The sequence below is a fragment of the Candidatus Bathyarchaeota archaeon genome, assembly GCA_026014805.1.
Lineage (GTDB): Archaea > Thermoproteota > Bathyarchaeia > Bathyarchaeales > SOJC01 > JAGLZW01.
On sequence record JAOZHR010000026.1, the window covers coordinates 1 to 17,360 of the forward strand.

Consider the following 17,360-nt stretch of genomic DNA (forward strand, 5'->3'; position numbering starts at 1 on the left):
GCCCATATGTGTGTCTTTGTTATCTTTAGGTTCTCTGACTCAATCCTGGTTGTAGTGATGTTTATAGCATAGAAAGTAACGACGGTCGCCAGCAAAACAGAGACCACTAGAATAATCAGAGTGGTAACGACGGTGCTAAGTCCTTTCCTATTCTTTAAAACCTGCTTCATTATACTTTCTCCGGAAATCATTGATACAAAAATATGTCTCGGCGAAGTATGTTCATTTGTGTGTAACAGAAAAAGACGCAACGCAACGATAAAAATCGACGCTTATTCTTTCAAATACAGTGACAAAATGTGGTTTTCTAAGATGAAGAAACGATTTTCAAGGGCTCTTCAACCTTCCACAACTCCGAAAAAAGCTTTCCCAAAGCCTTAACGAAAGCCCCGTAATTCGTCCACAAAGCCGCAATTTTCGCCCGCTTCGCTTTTCCGCTATAATTTTCAGGATTTTTTCTAATCGTGAGGAGAAGCTGCTCTTGATCCACCAAAATGAACGTGGGAACATCTTTAACATCTGAAAGCGCATACCTCATATTCGTCAGCCTTATTTTTTCAATAAAAAAGCGGCTTTTGGGCGAATTACATGTCAGAAGTTTAACATCGAAGTTTTTCTTTGAAAGCTTTTCAAGTTTATCTATAAAACCTGAATGGTATAATCTTGCAAGGTCTTCTTCACAGGCAAGGACGTTGATTTCACGCTGCGCGTTTTGGATTATTTCGTTTGCCTTGAAATCAATCTGCTCTTCACCTTCAAGTATCTGGAAGACTTCCTTTCTGTTTTGTTTCACTTCAGGACGGGGAAGAGAGAGCCATATGTTGATTAAGTCTTTCTTCTTCCTTTCTAACCGCTGGATTCTCAGCTTCTTTGCCTCGATAAGAGCATCTATCGCCCGTTCAAAAGGTGTAGCGATGAACTTCAAAGGCTTCTCGAAAACTGATGATACTAAACCTCTTTTTTCCAAGTCTCGCAGTATTCTGTAGGTCTCTGTTCTGTGGAGAGTAAGTGCCTCAGAAATCTCACTTGCTTTTTGTTCTCTGAAACGAGCAAGATAAACATAAACTCTGATCTCGTTCTTAGACAGACCGAGCTTCTGAAACATATTCTCAATGAGTTCTATGGATCTAATTGGTCCCTTATCTTTTCTTACAAATTTCCATACCCCAGTGTTTTTGTCATAAAGTTTAGCAACTTTTTGGGGGCTTTCTACAATTGTTTCCATGAGCAAACCATCCTAAATATTCTAAATCTGAATCGAAGTAAGTTCGAGTTCTGAGTTCAACTTCTATTTTATACTTCTGAACTCACAATATGAATTAGAAATCAACAACACATCCAAAATCTGGCAGACATATTCTTGAAAGAGACATATGAATGAGTGGAAAATAAGCTGTATATTAAGATTAGAGATATAGTTTTCTGATGAGACCGCCTCGCATCATTATGAAAGTGCAGAAGGGAGAATAGTGGATTATTTCGGAGAAGAAATAGAAACGATCCGTGGAAAGAAATGGAACTGGAAAACCTTCAAATCTACCGAAGGCTATCCCGTCTCCGACAACCTTCTTGATTGGGTCATCGGACAAGAACGTGCTTTGAATGAGTGCTACTTATGCCTTGACGAATGGGTTCACAAACTCAAAAATCTTGAGAAAGAAAAATGGTATGACGCGTGGAAAGACCCTGACAAAGAAAAACCAAATGCCACGAAGGCGGCTCCCCCAGGTCCTTACTTACTTCTGCTAGGCGACCCGGGAACTGGAAAGTCTCTTATCGGCAGGGCACTTGCTGCCCATTTAACTGAGTTATATAAAAAGCATAAAATTCATCTTCAAGATGTTGTTTGTTGGCAAAACAATTTGATTCCCAGCGAACCAAAAATTTCTTGCCACCCTGCAGGTGAAGGAAAAAAAGTAATCTTTAAGCAAAAATTGAAAGAAACCAAAAAACTTTTTCTCCAAAAAGTGGGAATGAAAGCTCTGATTTATTTGATGATTACAGTGGCATCTATCTTCATGTTCGCGGGTTTTTACTATCTATTGCAACAGAAACTACAATGGGATGCCAATGTTGCTAACGCGTTTGGGTTACCAGTTCAAGAAGTGTATGGAGGTAACTTTGCCACGTACATACTGGACGCCTTCGTTGCCATAGGCACCACTACATTCCTGCCAGCCGGCATGATGCTCATGTTTCTGATACTAGTAGTTGCTTTAGGACGGTTTGGAATGATGGGAGGCGCAAAAGGTGTTGGGGGAGCTAAGGCTACTAAAGTGCCAAAACTCATAGTGGACAACACCAAGAGAGTTGCACCATTCATTGACGCAACAGGTCATGGTTCGGCACAGTTGTTCGGCAGCATCGCTTGGGACCCGCTGCAGACTGGCGGTTTAGGAACACCCGAACATCAAAGGGTGTCGGCAGGCGATGTCCACCGGGCACATACGGGCATCCTCTTCATTGACGAGATTAAAAACTTGAATCCGTCCCAGACAGTGACTTTGTTAACTGTACTGGAAGATGGACAGTTATCTATTACTTTGAGAAGCCGCTGGGACGAAGGAAATACCGCGGCGATGGCTGTAGCTACCGAACCGGTGCCATGCATGTGCTTTCTGGTAGGGGCTGGAAACTTTGACAGCATTGGACATGTACACCCTGCTCTTATGGACAGAATCTACGGCTACGGCAAGGTGGTTAGAATGAACAACGACATGCCCAACACTGTTGAAAATCGAAGGAAATGTGTTCAATTTATCGCTCAAGAAGTTTCACGTTTCCATCTAATACCTTTCAGCAGAGAAGCATGTGAAGAGATTATAGATGAAGGACGTAGAAGAAGCAACAAAAGAGACGGATTAACGACAAAATTTCGGCCAATGATATCTATAGTGAAAACTGCTGCGACCTTAGCTATTAGGGAAGATTGCATAGTTGTTGACAGAAAATATGTGAGGGAAGCTATAGAAAACCATTGCAAAACAATTCAGAAGCAGATCCTTGAACACCAAATAAGCGAAAGAGGCAAACTTCTTGACATTAAACCCGAAGGCGCAAGACTTGGCCGAATTTACGGTCTAGCAGTCGTTGCTGATCCATACAGCGGTGAAATGACGGGCAACGTATTGACCGTCAAAGGGTTTCTAGAGAAGCGTGACCATGGAAATAATAATCACCTGAAAGGATACTACAAAGTAACTGGAATCGCGAAAGGTGGCAAAGAACGGTTTATTACGGACAGCGTCGCAAAAGTCAGAAGTGTCATCTTACAAAAATATGGAGTAGACGTGGCTCAAGACTTTTTCACTCACATAGACTTTGCTCAATCTTACGGCGTTGACGGACCAAGCGCCGGCGTTACAATGACCATTCTACTCTGCTCCTTGATAGAAGGAAAATCAATCCGTCAAGACGTCGCCGTTACTGGCGAAATTAACGTCGGTGTGGATGGAGAAATACCCGTAACAGCTGTAGGCGGACTTCACGAGAAAATCAAGGCTGCCGAGGCATGGGGCTTCAGAAAGGTCATGATTCCAGCGAGAAACTATAAACATTCGATAGATCCCAGAGACTACGACATAGAGGTAGTTGCTGGCGAGACATTGAAAGACTACCTAAAAGAGTGTCTGGCCGATCACCAAAAGCCTTTCAACAATTTTAGAAAAATCGATTTTGGCAAATAAGGTGGACAACACCCACAGAATTTTTTGGGCATACTCATATTCTATTTTAATGAATGTACAAAAGAAGCAGTCTCTGCAAACACCCACATTTCACTATTGCTTTTATGATTTTTCTGAATCTAAAGAGAGTAAGCGGACTTCCTAGCGAATTATTGGCAAGGGCTCTTAGTGTGTAAGGCTTTGTCACATACAAATTCTCTTATTTTACGAAAACGTTGTAGAAAACTGTACACGTTCATAGGGTGATGATTGAATGGCAGAAGAACTGGAAGAGAAATCGAAAGAAAGCCAAAGTGAAAATGTTCCATGGCAGCCACTTCCTCAAGACGATGCTTATTTTCCATATACAAGCCAACCACAAAACGAAGCAGCAGCAGAGGTAGAAGAAAGCATGGACACAAAAGAAAAGCATAAAGAGATTAGGAGCAAGTTTAACGAGTTTATGAAAGCAATAAGTGAAGAGACTTCGCAGCTAACTGATTTCGTTTTGGAGGAGAAAAAACTGATAAAAGAACTCTGCAGTCTTTTAACTCAAATCCTGAAAAATCTTAAGATTTCCTTTAACATCCATCCAGATTGCATATCAAAGCTAAGGGGAGCCAGACAAATCAAATTTAACAAGGAAGGATACTTAACGATAATTAGAAACGACGATAACGTGGACTCGAAACTTCTGGAAGATTATCCCCCAGACACGATCTTGGCAGTCATGATGGTCATCATTCCAGAGCTTGAAAAGGCAATCAAAACCTACCGAAAGAACATAAGCCAGAGAGTTAACCTTCTAGAGAAAATCAAACACGAACTAAAAAATCTGCAAAAAGCGGTCTCGCCAGACGAGAAAGAACCCTCTGAAATGCTTCAAGATGAAGAATTAAGAAACCCTGTGATAGCAAGCGAGGGCTAGAAACTCTTAACTACGTTTTTGGTGTAGAAGTTGGGAAATGTTGTTACAGAGATACGCAGTTTCTATTCAATAAAAGAAATAAACGAATTTCTAGAAGAAGACATAGAGCAATATAAATTAATGGTAGAAGAATACAGCCAATGGCTTGGCTCTTTCCTGCGAGATTCAGAAGACGTGCAGGAAAACAAAGAATGGGCTAAAAAAATGGCGGCACTACAAAAGGCGAAACCGAAAGGAAAAGCTAAGACAACAAAAAAGAAGGGCAAATCAAAAAAGACAAAATCGTCAACTAATGGTTGGATTCAGTTCAGGGAAATCGTTCTCAGTGCATCTGAGCAGAGTGAAGCTGAGATTCTCTTTGAGGCTATAGAAGAAATCAATGGAAAAATAGGGCGACTAGAAAAGGTAAGGGACTCTATAATAGAGCTGGAAAAATCCAGACTTGGCAAAGGTATAATATACATAATTTACATTTGTAATGGTGTTCCAGAGAAAATCGTTCTCCGCCATAAGGAAGACCAGGAATTTGAAAAGAAGTTTCAATATATAGCTGATTTTTCTATCCTGAAAGAAACGTAGAAGGTTAAATTATCGAGCTGCTTTGTGTGTAGCAGAAATTTACACACAAAGTAAAAACTGTTGAGGGCCAATGGTGATTGTTTACTGAGTATCTATAAAATCCACTGAATAATGGGGTCTTGAATATTTGCCCGTCAAATAGTTCGCTAGCTGTTGCAGTCAGAGTAAAAATTCACAGTTTGCTAGGGGTTAGACTGGCGGAGAACGTCGGAAGTGGAGAGATAGTCAGCTTTGACGTCAATGCGCGAATGGAAGAGAGTGAGCGGCGAATTGGGCAGATTAGTGTGACTTTTGCCTTAAAAGTAGGGACTAAACCGAGCATAGTGAAGTATGAAGTGGACGGGGTAGCTATGCTTGAGGGTAAAGATGAAGAAATTAAAAAAATGCTAGAAGTAAATCCTGAGACGCAGATTCCCTTCGTGTTTCAAAGAGTGTACCAAAATGTCTTCATGTCTATGTATTTGTTAGCCACTTTGATTGATGCACCTTATCCCCCATCAAATTTGCTTCATTCGAGTCAACAGCCAATGCCTATAGCACAGATCAGTGCAAGTATTGCAGCCACTACAGCTACAGAAGAGAAAACTATGCAGACAGTAGTCGCGGCGCCAAGAGAAGAGAGGACTTTGCAGCAGCCCCCGACAAACACGGCACCGCAAGAAAGGACAGCTGCACAGCCGGCTATGGTGCCACGAGAAGAGACGACAACACCTATAAAAGAGCAAAAAGTTGGAGCTACTGCAGAAGCTCAACAAAGTAATTTAACGCAGCGGGATAGAGAGGAGCAAGCTCCAGAAACGTAAATTTCTTCTAGGTTTCGAGTGCAGCTGCTGAGGCTTTCATGTAAATTTTTGAGAATTTCTTTATGAGGTCTTTTTGGCTGTAGACAGCGCTACTTATTTTGAAGAAGTTCTTCATTCTTTCGCTTTCCAAGCCAACTCCTATTACTATTACGCCTTTCTTCTCTAGTGAGCTGATGCTCTTTGACAGTACACTTGATATGTTCGGATAACCGTATGGCCATCCATCAGAGAAAACTATCAAGAATCTTTGCTCGTCAAATCTACGCGCAAGGATTTCTCCTGCAACTTGAATAGCATCAGGCATGTACGTTAAGCCACTGAATTTTAGTCCCCCAATTCTTGCGCGTACTCTGCGAGAATACGCCTCTGAAGAATCCTTTAATATGTAGAAACGATCGCTGAAGGCAAAGAAAGACCAGGAATTTGGGTCCATCAGGAGTTCTTTTGTAGCTTCCGCAACGCATATAGCCAGTGCTCGACCAAGCTCGCCCTTAATTTTCATGCTTGCACTTGCGTCATAGAGAATTCCCCAAGCAAAACTTCTGCTCAAATATTCATTCTCCATGAAAACGTCTGTTCTCGGACTCCTGCTTGCAATCTTTTGGATAACTTCAGTGAGGTCTAATTGTCCTTGTTCTTTTCTAGGGTCTTCGTCTAGAGCGTCCATGGCAACTCTAAGACTGTCCAAGAGTCGTCGACTCCCCCCCTTAAGAAGAATTCTAGCCCTCAGATATTTAGTATAATCTTCATTTGGAAAACTGGCAGATTTGAATCTCGTCCCCAGTATGTATTTCTCGATTCTCGCCAGTATTTTCTGTTCTCGAGTTTTTTGATGCACCCACGAGTCGAAAGCTTGCAGAGCCTCTGCGTTTGTTTCTTTTTTCCAGTATGACTCAATTGGTCCTTTGGATAGATGTATTCCTCCTAAAGTTTCCAGAGATTTTTTGAAGATTTGTTCAATTTTAATCTCATATGGTATCTCGTGTTGAGAGAATACAGTGCATGGCCCAATTTGTTCAGTATGTGGTAGGGAAGGAGCTTCCAAGATAGGTCCATGGGATTCGAGAATCTGGGTTATGTCATTTGCAGTTTCGTTAAAAGCTTCGCTGATTTTAGCTTCTTTTCCAGCCAACGATACAGCAATTTTTTCTTCGAGCGAACTCAGTCTGGTAGTCAACTGGTTGACTGTGTCTTCTTCTTCTGGACAGAGTATCCCTTTTATAATGCCCATGTTAATCTTTGACAGCAAAGCTGCCATTATTCGAGTGGCTGAATTGAAGATTCTTTCAGCAGACTTCATTTTTATAAAGGCAAAAGAATTTGCGAAAGCCAAGTCGACGAGCTTGTCTTGATGCCTTGCTGAAATATAGGTTTTGACGTAAGCATCATGGACTAGAGTTTCGGAGAAAGATTCGACGAGTGTGCGTTTTGATGTTGATGCAACTGCATTTTCATCGTCAATTGGCAGTAAAGTATGAACAGTCAAATGGGAAACACAGGCTCTGAATAATCTTCCAACTTTGACTTTTCCAGAGTTTTCTTGAAATTCGTATCCTAAGAAAGATATGTGTCCATCTTTTGATATGGAAGGTGCGGGCAAAGCTATGTTGAAGCCGGCGTCATCCCAAGTGAGAGTTGGTTGCTGAAGTTTTGAGTCTAAGTTGATTCTTGTTTTCTTGTTATCTTTTTGAAGGGAGACGTCCCAGGCATAATCGAGGAACCCCATGTAGATTACCGCATGTTGGGATATAATTCTAAATCATTTTGGTTTAGGAAAAACTGATTCGATGACTCTTCTAATATCGTCTTGCACTTCAGTATTATCACTGGTCAATGCAATTATGGTTTCTTCAGCAGCTACATTAGGAGTGTTGCCGTCGTAAATGAGAGTAGCCCAGTTTATCAGATCACCTAGAGATGGTCCGTAAGGGACGTCTCCTGCCTTGTATTGTCTACGTAACTCGGCGCCAACTTGAACGATTTTATAAGCCACATCTTCGCTAATTTTAGAGCGTTTCAGAAGCATATTTACTTCGAGGGGTGAAATTTTGTCGCCAACGCTTGTATAGCCGAAGTTTATCCATACAGCCAAGCGTCTTCTCATAGCCGCGTTCAACGGTTTGGTTCCTGCAAACTCTGCTGAATAAGGGTTCATGCTGATGATTAAGTATCCATATTTGTGTCTGTCCACAACTTCGTTGTCTTTCTCGTTCAGCACAAGATGACCTCGAGTGTCAAGAACTGGATTAAGCCGTGTAGCAACATCTTGCTTCATCATGTTGGCCTCGTCGAGGTACATTATTCCCCCCGCTCTTAGCCATCTAGTAACCATTCCGTCGATCCAGTTCTCTTTTCCAAGGCCAATAAAGCGCCCAATTAAGTCATATGAAGATGTTTGAAGGCCGCAGTTGACTTCCCAAACTGGCAATCCGCAGAGTTCTGCCACTAGATAAACGATGTGAGTTTTTCCAGTTCCCGATGGTCCTATGAGAGAGCATTGTTTGAAGTAGTAGAGTGCACGGACGATGCGTTCCACGTAGCGTTGTCCACTGTCAATGTATTCAGGAGTGTTCTTAGGAATCATGTCAGCAAGATGAGCAAAGCTATAGTTGGGATGAAGGTCATATTTTTGGATTTCATATTTGTGGTAAAGGGGAGACTGGGACATGGAGCGTTCTCTGTTTATGGACACTGTTATTTTGTAGTTGCCCCGTCGAATAGAGGTAACTCTTTGAATTCGGCTAGTTTCCTCTGCCTTTCTTAGACCTTGGTGTCCATATCCCAAAACAGCTTCGCCTCAATGATATATAGAGATGGCGGACGGGATATAAATATTACGTACTACGACTTGCGATACGCTATTCTTATCTCAAACTTCGAACAACATACCTTGAACGCGTTCAGTTTGAGATCTCTTAAATAATTAGTGTATGTAAAGAGACGCAACATACAAGGGCTTTTAGCAATCTACCCGTGAGAAGCTAAGTAAGGAAATGCTCCTTATGAGTCAAGAAGGTAGTCCACCACAAGAAATAGCACAATTACCGTTCCAAGAAGAACAGAAGAAGACTAAGCAGGTTCAAATATCCCTTCAGGAACTCCTTGATTCACTAAAAAGTGTAAAAGATGATATTGGTCAAATCTGCGAATTAACTTCTGAAGAGAAAAGGCTCGTAGCGGTATTCTTCGAATCATTGTCAAAACTTATGCAACCACTCGCAGCAACGATGTCAATTTCCCCAACAGCGCTTCCGGAAGGAATAGGGAATGTGGTTCAGGCAAACATAGATCCCACTGGCCATCTCATAATTTTACATGGGGATGGGAAAATGGAATTAAAGGACTTGAGTGAAGAGGCGAATCGTGATCTTATGATCAGTGTTATCAAAGATGTGATGCCGAAGTTCAAGCAACTCTCTGATGCTTACAAGCAAAGAATCGAAGATAGGATTAGATTCCTATCATCGGTCACTAGGGAGCTGCAAAAGATATCTAAGGCGTTCTCAACAGCGACCGCTCAGTGATTTCACATGTAAACTTGATTTTCACAGATAGTTTGAGTTTCCTCTTCTCTCTATAGTGTACACTACGTAGCAAGACATTATTCTTTGAATGGTTTAATCTGGGCTAAGAAAGCGAGCAGTAGAGAGGCTGCAATAGTTATTAAAAAAGGCGTTTGCGGCGAGCTAGTATATAATATGCCACCTACATAAGGCGCTGAGATACTCACCACCTGAGTCGTTGTCTGAACAACTGAAATCCATCTAGCTCGCGAGTCAGGCGGAGCGATAGCCCCCACGGTAGCGCCAATAAAAGCCCACATGGGAAAAGATGCGCCACGTAGAAACATAGCAATCATAAGGGCAGCGAAGTTGTTCACTGAAATGAAGATGCTTAACGCACAGGCTACAAAAATCATCGAAAGAGAAATCGATGCTGTCTTTCCATATTTGTCACCGATTTTTCCCACAAGTAGCGACAAGGTGGACCCTCCAAAGTAAGTAAATGAACCTAAAATTCCGATCTGAACAGCATTGTATTTGTACACGTCTTCTAGAAACTGTGGCACCAAGGGAAATACGAGAGAAAGAAAGAATATTACAGCTGCAAAGAGTGCAGAAAGAAAGAATATTCTCCAACGATTGAAAGTTACTGTGCCAGGGGTGGTTGTTCCAGTCTCAACAGTAGACTCGGTCTTTCTTGGAAGTTGGCTACTAATTCGTGAAGTTGCAACCATAGTGATGAAGTAAAATATGGTTGAGAGAAAGAAAACCATCTGCATCCCAGCTGTCTCAGCCAAATAACCCGCTACCGCGGGTGCAAACGTGTAACCTATACCCCAGGCTGAAACAAGCAGTGTGAATGTTGATGCCATCTTGCTTTTCTGCGCACGTCCTACAATGTAAGCGCTTGAAGCTGGTCCTGAAAATAGGATTCCATAGAGAAACATTGCTGGGGGAAGTTGTGTCCAATTTGTTGCAAATGCAAATAAGAGCGGTACAGGCACCCATATTGCCCAAGCTAGTACTAAAATCTTCTTTCGATCGTATTTATCTGCCAGATAACCTCCAGGAATTATTGTGATTGCAGATGCTATTGTCAAGATGGAGTACAGAAAACCAACGTTTTCAGGTGTTGCACCCAAGTTTCTTATGAATAGGGGAAGAAGGTAGATGGTGAGTCCGTCGCCGAAGGCGGCGAAGATGTTTGAGATGAATAATATTTTTAGGTTTCTGTCTAAGGTGTGGAACGGGAAAGCTTGTTGAAGTAGACTCCTCGTTCGCTGGAATGTTTTTGCCATGGGGCTCTACCTTTCTCAACTGACAAGCGAAAGACTCTGAAAAGCTTTGCTACAGAGAATTCCCGTTTCGGAGAGCTCTTTAAACCTTTAAAAGCTGCATCGAAAAAATGCCCAACAGAAAAAATATTATTGAAATAATAGAATTCTTAGTGTTAGTTTCTTTGTGCAGTTCAGGGATAAGATCCGTCATCGCTATGTAAATAAAGCCACCCGCTGCAAAGGCAAGGATATAGCTTATGCTCGGGAGGTACGAAATAAAAAAGTAGGTAGCCAAAGCTCCAACTATAGCAAATATCGCACTTAGAAGATTGAAAAGAAGAGCTTTTGTCTTACTGAATCCTCCGTAGATAAGCACACCAAAGTCACCAAGTTCTTGGGGTATTTCATGCATTATAACCGCTACAGTAGTGATTATGCCAAGGGATTCAGCAGAGAGAAAGCTTGCAGCTATGATTATACCATCAATGAAGTTGTGAATCCCATCGCCCAAAAGGTTCAGGTAAGCGAAGGGATGAACTGGACATTCTCTTTCATGGCAGTGACGCCACAAGCTTCTTTCAAGGAGAAAGAATCCCACGATGCCAAGAACAACCGTGATGAAAATGCTTTCATCAAGTGTGGAAAAAGATTCCGGGATTAAATGAAAAAAAGCTCCTCCCAACAAAGTTCCAGAAGCAAGACTAATCAACACGAGAAGAGTTTTCTTCAGAATGTTATCTTTCACGGTTAAGAATAATATTCCAATCAGTGAAACGATGCTAACCAGAAACGTTGCAGTAAGAATCCATACAAGAATCATGCTGTCTCGCCTATTAGTGTTAATTCGTGAGCTAATAAAACATCTCTTTTACTATAGACTTCAAAGGAAAACTGTCAACGTATTTTTTATGTGATTATATGCATATAGTTTTGGGATATGTCAGAGTGTTTTAAAATTGGCTGTGCAGAGTGTTGAACTTAAAGAGGTTGGCAGAGCAGAGATACTAAGCTTAATGGATAACTCGATAGATTTGCACGCGCGCGCATGCGCGTACAGTGGTTTATAAGTGTGCAGCGCACGCGGCAGTGCAGTCGCATATTGATTCTGAATCCACAAGGCTAAAATTGGTATTGCTCTGAGAGAGATTTGAAGGAAGACGAAAGCGCATGACTGAAAGTCGCGGTCGGGAATCTCTGAAGAAGTTTGCGCAAGTTATCGAAAGCTTAGACTTGGATAGGCGGGCTGCAGCCGCTAAATGGCTTGAAGGTGTTATAGTCGCGCAAATCTTGACTACTGAAGAAAGGGGAGACGTAGTTAAAGCGGCGAATGAATATATTGCGACTGTTGAAGAAGAGGAAACTGTAGACGCAGTAAACGCGTTGATAGAATATCTTAAGCGCGTGCAAAGAAGTGCAAATCGCGCGTTAAAAAAGACGAGTAACAAGCATCCAGCTAAAAAGCGTATTTATGCCGACAATCCATTGCAGTAGGTCTAGAAAGACCAAACCAAACGCGCCAAAGAGTATGCAAATCGAAGGAGTTAGAAAGAGAATAGAGACGTATGCGCGCATGAATTGAAAAAACTTGGATTTTACTGTGTTCTCGAAAAGCTTTTTGTAATAAACTTCCTCATGATATGCTGAATAAAATGCAATTGTAACACTGATTCGTATTTTTAATTCATATGTCTTAAGTAGGAAATGCTTCGATTCTGATTTGGACACTGAATTCGAGGGCATCAAATGAGTTTCTCTTTGCTACCAGAGTTCTTCCTCTTCGTTGCTGTCGACGTTTTCGTAGCCATGAGTCTATTGACATGTCTTCTAGATGATTATTTCCCTAAGACAATACCTTACCTGTTTCAGGCCGCGGCAATAGTAGGCTATGCCCACCTTGTATTGAGCAGAGAGTTTATGACCTTGTCCGGAGGTCATATGCGATTCTGGTATAGTTTCCTCTACCTAGCCGTAGCCTTGGCCAGCGTTATTGCTCTCAATGTACATCTTGCAGCCATAAAGAAGCAATGGACTCTTGCAAAGATTTTTTCTGGCGCCGTGGTGTTTCCGACGTTTCTAATTTCAGGGTTCTTCGTTTTCAACTATGCGATGGAAATGGCAACAGTGTTTCTCTTTCAGATAGCTATGCTTTTCAGTGCAATAGTTCTCGGGCTTTCGATATCCGTGTTCGTGACTCCGCAAATCGTGAAAAAATATTGGAAAAGGAGGTGAGATCGAATGGGTCGAGTGTTTAACAAGTCTGTAAAGATGATGATTCTGACGCTGATATCTTTGCTCGTTATCTCTGCAAGCGCAGCCGTCTATTACTCGTTGGAAATGACATCAACTATCACCACTGCCGCAAACGATGTATACTTTGCGAAAGGTCCAGATAATTCCACTGCAGGAGTAAACCTCTTCAATGACAACAAGAGTGCAACGCTAACTCAGCTCATAGCTTATCCGAACATGACCATGACTTACGATGATGCAATCAGGGTGAGGAACAACCACACAAGTACGAACTACAACGTTAGGTTAACGCCTGTTTCGCTGTCTGGCAGTGCTGCATACTTTGTGTACATCAACTTTACGTTGCAGACCTCTACTACGATATCATTGAATTATACGTCAGATGGATCTAGCTGGACCACGCCTTCAGCAACCAGTTTCACACAGGTTATTGCAGACACAGAATATGCGATCGTTATTCAAACAATGGCAAACGCGACTGCGACATCTGGTCAAACTGCAACAATCGAGATGGCTATTGATATTGAGCAATAATCTCCCCTCTTTTTTTTTCTAATCCTTGGAGGAGAGTATCCGTGAGTAGGGTAAAGGTAAGTCTAGATCATAAAAGGATTCGACGTTTGGTTTGGTTAGTGTTAACTGTCTTGGCTTTGTTTGGTTACGCGCTGCAGAGTGCGGTGGGAAGCGCGTACTATTCTCTGTTGATGCAAGCTTATATGACGATTAGTTCCCCGCCTATTATTCTTCAAGAAGGTACGGCTGGCACAAGCACAATCTACACGAACTCGACCAGTGCAAAGGTCAGTGTATCGGGCTATGGCTACGATTTTGTTGACAACAATGACACTGATGTGGATTTAAGTGCAAACAAAGGGACTCATAGCAATTTTACAGCTCAGAAATACGGTCCAGACTTGATTAATGACACTCTAACGGAAGAAAATACGTTTAGTGGTAGTGATTCAATATGGCTTTATGTTAACGCCGATGATGAGAGCAAGACTGACTGGACAAGGGTCGGAACGAATCCTTATCTTGACGCCATTGATTATTCTACCAATTATGTCAATACGAGTTCCAAACTCGCAGAAGTTGGCGATTTCGGTTTTCCTAATTCAGGGAAGTCAACTGAAACAATTAATTCTGTTTACATTCAAATTTACGGTCAATGCGAGTCTGCAAACAAAGCAATAGACGTTTACATCTGGGATGGGTCAACATGGACATTAGTCGATACAGTTATATTTACAGTTTCTTGGTCATGGCAACAAATAGATATTTCAACAACTCTTAACACTTGGACAAAGATTGATGCTGCAAAAATGTACCTTAAAACACCCAACTTTGCAGCGTTATACGAGGTTGACAGTGCAAGACTTGAAATTGATTATACGTTAGGGCCAAGTTATGAATTAGACTTGGAGGTTCAATGGACATCCGTAGACTACACAAGAACATACGAGGAATTATGCATAAAAACTGGAACGTTCAGTGGCTCAGAAGACATTATGGTATATGCGTGGAACGTTTCTACGTCAGATTGGCATTTTCTTTACAATTTAACAACAAGTAGCTGGAATAATGTTTCAGTAACGGATTGGCTCAATAACGAAAATTTTACGGCAAGATTTCTGGGTGGAACAGAAAGCAGCGATACAAATCAAGACAGTTGGAACATAGATGCAAACCTTTTACACGTTTGGACAGAAAACTATGATTACGTCCTCAGAGTAAACAACACCGTTACAGATTCTTGGCAGATTAGGCTAAAGAAATACGCTGACTCCAACATTAACCGTTTGCAAAATTGCACCATCTACTTCCACAACTCGTCAGATGGCACTTCACGCCAAATCTACATCCAGAACGGAGCTTACATCAACCAAACTGGACCATGGTATGATCTAGGTGACTCGGAAACCATCTACATAGCCATGAAGGTAGAAGCAAACAGCACAGGAACATCATATGTTTATGTATTTCTTGAAATCCTTACCCCAAGCATTACGACATACGCTCAATACATCATAACATTCGAAATAACCTAAATGCTCACTACACTACAGATTTGCCCTAAGGATTTTACCATCATTAAACCTATAACCAACCAAGCCTCAAAAGAAAGGTGACAAAAATGCTTCCATACGACGCAGCCTTCTACGTGCCTTTCGCAGTAATTACCCTAACCTTAACACTATACTTCACACTTCTTATGAAACTCAAACCATCCACAGAAATAAAGCTGTCAAAATACATGAGAAAAATTACTCCCAAAGAAGCGCCTAAAAAAGCCCAAAAGGCCCTAAAACCTCAAAAACCTGCAACACCAACCAAACTCCCAACAGAGAATAAAGTCGAAGAGAAAGAATGCCCTCATTACGTGGGCTACCTAACAACATTGCTTAAAGGCAGTCCTTTTCCAGATGAATGCTTCGGATGCCGCAAAGTCATACAATGCCTAAGAATTGAACCTACGAAAGTCATTGAAAGCTTCTATTTGCAGGCAACCGAGGCAGAATAGAGTTTCGCACGCATAAATATTAATGGCTCATTTTTTGTGTATAATGCAATGGATCTGTGGGACGCCTAGACCCCCCCTCCCCTCCCCCCCTCCCTTTTTTTTGGGTCTGTTGCTGGCAAGGTTGGATTCGAACTCATGAACACAGTGAAGGTGTCTACTGCATAGTTTCCTTTTTTGATGATTAGTTTGCGAGCGCATGGTTGCTCATATAGAATTGATCTGAACTAGGTCAAATAAGTCAACATAGTCAATGGTGATGTTCAGTTAGGTGGTGATACTGCTCTTGTGTCATCAGAGAACCAAAGGCTCTCTCAACAACCTCACTCAAAGCAGGGTGAATGTGCATTCCATTGATTATTGGCTCCGCACCTTGTGCAGAGGTAAACATTAGGTTTATGATTTCCTGTATGAGAACAGATGCATAAGGCCCAATTATATGTGCCCCGAGGATCTTCATGGTATTCTTCTCCACTATAACTTTGACAAAGTAGTCTTTCATGTTCATGGCTTCTCCTTTGGCGGTGTCTTGATATCTATGAAATCCAATCAGTACGTTTTCCTTACCGTGCTTCTCAATTGCTTCTTTCTCTCCTAGTCCGACGCCTGCAATCTCAGGATGGGTGAAAACAGCGTGAGGCACTGCATGGTAATCGACCTGTACTGCTTCTTTCAGAACAGCATTATAGTAAACTACTCTTGCTTCGTAGTTTGCTACATGCTTAAAGGGATACTTGCCATTCGCGTCACCAAGAGCCCATACATTTGGCTGCGAAGTCTCCAAGTATTCATTAACAATAATCCATCCCTTCCTGTCTGCTTTCACGCCTCCCTTTTCGGGATGGAGCACGTCTGCGTTTGGTCCTCTTCCTGTTGCTATTAGCAACTCATCCGCAGTTATCACGACTCTCTCTTCGCTTTCCCTATTAACAGCAACGAGTCTTTTCTCGCCCGTAGATGTCTCTTCTGCCTCTCGAACCTCGTGGTTAGTAAGAACCCTCATGTGCTTTTGTAACTCTTTTTTGGCAAGTGTTGAAACTTCTGGTTCTTCTTTTGGCAGGAACTGGGGGTTTCTACCAATTATTGTGACTTCTGAGCCCATTGCTGAAAAGAAATGGCCATATTCAGCGGCTATATAGCCTCCCCCTACTATGGCAATGCTTTTAGGTAGTTGACTCATCTTGATGACTGTATCACTAGTATGATAGCTTACATTCTCCAACCCTTTTATTGGAGGTATTGTGGGTTTTGAACCAGTGCACAAGAATATCATCTTTGACTTTATAGTTTCATCACCAACCTTCAGCGTGTATGGCGCAACAAATTCGGCTACAGTGGGATAATAGTCAATATTTTCAGAACGCGAAAGCCCTTGTCGTATCATATTTATGTCCTTGTTTATGATGCCCCTCATCCTTTCCATGATCATCTTAAAATCTACTTTTCTAATGCCAACTTCTATTCCCAAATCACCCGCCCCATCAATCATTCTAACCAACTCAGCAGGATAAAGCAACAGCTTAGACGGGATACAACCCCGAGTCAAACATATACCGCCAGGTTCATCCTTATCTATAACAGCGATCTTCAACTTCGGATTTTCACGTATCATAGCGTTCACAATACTCATCGCGGAACCTGTACCCACCGAGATTAAATCGTATTCCCTCAAACTAGAATCTCCGCACTATTACATTCAAGGCAATACTAAAGCATTTTCAGCGCGTGCACAAACGCAAATGATCCCCATAGGAAAAAATTCAGGATATGCAGGGTGCATCAGTGGCAAGCGGGACGTGGTTCGAACCACATACCGGACACGGATTCCGGGAAATTT

General features: G+C 41.9%; 16 protein-coding genes. 10 read left to right on the forward strand and 6 right to left on the reverse strand.

Going from position 1 to position 17,360, the window contains the following annotated elements:
• Positions 1 to 307: 307 nt before the first annotated feature.
• Positions 308 to 1,225, reverse strand: coding sequence for a helix-turn-helix domain-containing protein (locus tag NWE91_06815; protein MCW3986101.1), 918 nt, complete (start codon positions 1,223 to 1,225; stop codon positions 308 to 310).
• Positions 1,226 to 1,469: 244 nt separating this feature from the next.
• Between NWE91_06815 and NWE91_06820 the strand changes: the two genes are divergently transcribed.
• The 4 genes from NWE91_06820 (at position 1,470) to NWE91_06835 (ending at position 5,975) form a co-directional block, all read left to right on the forward strand.
• Positions 1,470 to 3,686, forward strand: a complete 2,217-nt coding sequence (locus NWE91_06820) for an AAA family ATPase (GenBank protein MCW3986102.1) — start codon at positions 1,470 to 1,472, stop codon at positions 3,684 to 3,686.
• Between the two features lie 253 nt (positions 3,687 to 3,939).
• Positions 3,940 to 4,593 carry a hypothetical protein gene (locus NWE91_06825; GenBank protein ID MCW3986103.1) on the forward strand — a complete coding sequence of 218 codons (654 nt, stop codon included), beginning with the start codon at positions 3,940 to 3,942 and terminating at the stop codon, positions 4,591 to 4,593.
• Between the two features lie 30 nt (positions 4,594 to 4,623).
• On the forward strand, positions 4,624 to 5,172 hold the full coding sequence (locus NWE91_06830) for a hypothetical protein (protein MCW3986104.1): 549 nt from the start codon (positions 4,624 to 4,626) through the stop codon (positions 5,170 to 5,172).
• A gap of 119 nt (positions 5,173 to 5,291) precedes the next feature.
• Entirely contained in the window at positions 5,292 to 5,975 is a 684-nt protein-coding gene (locus tag NWE91_06835) for a hypothetical protein (protein MCW3986105.1), read from the forward strand.
• 7 nt (positions 5,976 to 5,982) lie between these two features.
• On the opposite strand, the gene NWE91_06840 is transcribed toward NWE91_06835, so the two are convergent.
• Together NWE91_06840 and NWE91_06845 are read right to left on the reverse strand one after the other, a co-directional pair.
• A complete protein-coding gene (locus tag NWE91_06840; protein ID MCW3986106.1) occupies positions 5,983 to 7,701 on the reverse strand; it encodes a hypothetical protein in 1,719 nt (572 codons plus the stop codon).
• 33 nt (positions 7,702 to 7,734) lie between these two features.
• On the reverse strand, positions 7,735 to 8,760 hold the full coding sequence (locus NWE91_06845; protein ID MCW3986107.1) for a CbbQ/NirQ/NorQ/GpvN family protein: 1,026 nt from the start codon (positions 8,758 to 8,760) through the stop codon (positions 7,735 to 7,737).
• A gap of 217 nt (positions 8,761 to 8,977) precedes the next feature.
• On the opposite strand from NWE91_06845, the gene NWE91_06850 reads away from it, so the two are divergent.
• A complete protein-coding gene (locus tag NWE91_06850; GenBank protein ID MCW3986108.1) occupies positions 8,978 to 9,499 on the forward strand; it encodes a hypothetical protein in 522 nt (173 codons plus the stop codon).
• A gap of 77 nt (positions 9,500 to 9,576) precedes the next feature.
• On the opposite strand, the gene NWE91_06855 is transcribed toward NWE91_06850, so the two are convergent.
• Complete coding sequence (locus NWE91_06855) at positions 9,577 to 10,776, reverse strand: MFS transporter (protein MCW3986109.1); 1,200 nt, start codon at positions 10,774 to 10,776, stop codon at positions 9,577 to 9,579.
• A gap of 79 nt (positions 10,777 to 10,855) precedes the next feature.
• On the reverse strand, positions 10,856 to 11,575 hold the full coding sequence (locus NWE91_06860) for a ZIP family metal transporter (protein ID MCW3986110.1): 720 nt from the start codon (positions 11,573 to 11,575) through the stop codon (positions 10,856 to 10,858).
• A gap of 347 nt (positions 11,576 to 11,922) precedes the next feature.
• Here NWE91_06860 and NWE91_06865 point away from each other — a divergent pair, with 347 nt between their 5' ends.
• The 5 genes from NWE91_06865 to NWE91_06885 all read left to right on the forward strand — a co-directional run bounded on the left by NWE91_06865 (position 11,923) and on the right by NWE91_06885 (position 15,526).
• The gene (locus NWE91_06865) at positions 11,923 to 12,246 is read left to right on the forward strand and encodes a hypothetical protein (protein MCW3986111.1); all 324 of its coding nucleotides are present in this window, start codon (positions 11,923 to 11,925) and stop codon (positions 12,244 to 12,246) included.
• A 252-nt stretch (positions 12,247 to 12,498) separates the two neighbouring features.
• A complete protein-coding gene (locus NWE91_06870; protein MCW3986112.1) occupies positions 12,499 to 12,984 on the forward strand; it encodes a hypothetical protein in 486 nt (161 codons plus the stop codon).
• Positions 12,985 to 12,990: 6 nt separating this feature from the next.
• Positions 12,991 to 13,539: a hypothetical protein gene (locus tag NWE91_06875; GenBank protein MCW3986113.1), complete on the forward strand. Its 549-nt coding sequence runs from the start codon at positions 12,991 to 12,993 to the stop codon at positions 13,537 to 13,539.
• Between the two features lie 41 nt (positions 13,540 to 13,580).
• Positions 13,581 to 15,053: a hypothetical protein gene (locus tag NWE91_06880; protein MCW3986114.1), complete on the forward strand. Its 1,473-nt coding sequence runs from the start codon at positions 13,581 to 13,583 to the stop codon at positions 15,051 to 15,053.
• 86 nt (positions 15,054 to 15,139) lie between these two features.
• The gene (locus NWE91_06885; GenBank protein ID MCW3986115.1) at positions 15,140 to 15,526 is read left to right on the forward strand and encodes a hypothetical protein; all 387 of its coding nucleotides are present in this window, start codon (positions 15,140 to 15,142) and stop codon (positions 15,524 to 15,526) included.
• A gap of 247 nt (positions 15,527 to 15,773) precedes the next feature.
• On the opposite strand, the gene NWE91_06890 is transcribed toward NWE91_06885, so the two are convergent.
• Complete coding sequence (locus NWE91_06890) at positions 15,774 to 17,195, reverse strand: dihydrolipoyl dehydrogenase (protein MCW3986116.1); 1,422 nt, start codon at positions 17,193 to 17,195, stop codon at positions 15,774 to 15,776.
• Positions 17,196 to 17,360: the final 165 nt, after the last annotated feature.

What these genes read in the sequence shown, in the direction of transcription:
- NWE91_06875 (MCW3986113.1), top strand. Translation starts at nt 12,991, where the DNA reads ATGGGTCGAGTGTTTAACAAGTCTGTAAAGATGATGATTCTGACGCTG.
- NWE91_06825 (MCW3986103.1), top strand. Translation starts at nt 3,940, where the DNA reads ATGGCAGAAGAACTGGAAGAGAAATCGAAAGAAAGCCAAAGTGAAAAT.
- NWE91_06850 (MCW3986108.1), top strand. Translation starts at nt 8,978, where the DNA reads ATGAGTCAAGAAGGTAGTCCACCACAAGAAATAGCACAATTACCGTTC.
- NWE91_06840 (MCW3986106.1), bottom strand. Translation starts at nt 7,701, where the DNA reads ATGGGGTTCCTCGATTATGCCTGGGACGTCTCCCTTCAAAAAGATAAC.
- NWE91_06855 (MCW3986109.1), bottom strand. Translation starts at nt 10,776, where the DNA reads ATGGCAAAAACATTCCAGCGAACGAGGAGTCTACTTCAACAAGCTTTC.
- NWE91_06815 (MCW3986101.1), bottom strand. Translation starts at nt 1,225, where the DNA reads ATGGAAACAATTGTAGAAAGCCCCCAAAAAGTTGCTAAACTTTATGAC.
- NWE91_06865 (MCW3986111.1), top strand. Translation starts at nt 11,923, where the DNA reads ATGACTGAAAGTCGCGGTCGGGAATCTCTGAAGAAGTTTGCGCAAGTT.
- NWE91_06860 (MCW3986110.1), bottom strand. Translation starts at nt 11,575, where the DNA reads ATGATTCTTGTATGGATTCTTACTGCAACGTTTCTGGTTAGCATCGTT.
- NWE91_06885 (MCW3986115.1), top strand. Translation starts at nt 15,140, where the DNA reads ATGCTTCCATACGACGCAGCCTTCTACGTGCCTTTCGCAGTAATTACC.
- NWE91_06870 (MCW3986112.1), top strand. Translation starts at nt 12,499, where the DNA reads ATGAGTTTCTCTTTGCTACCAGAGTTCTTCCTCTTCGTTGCTGTCGAC.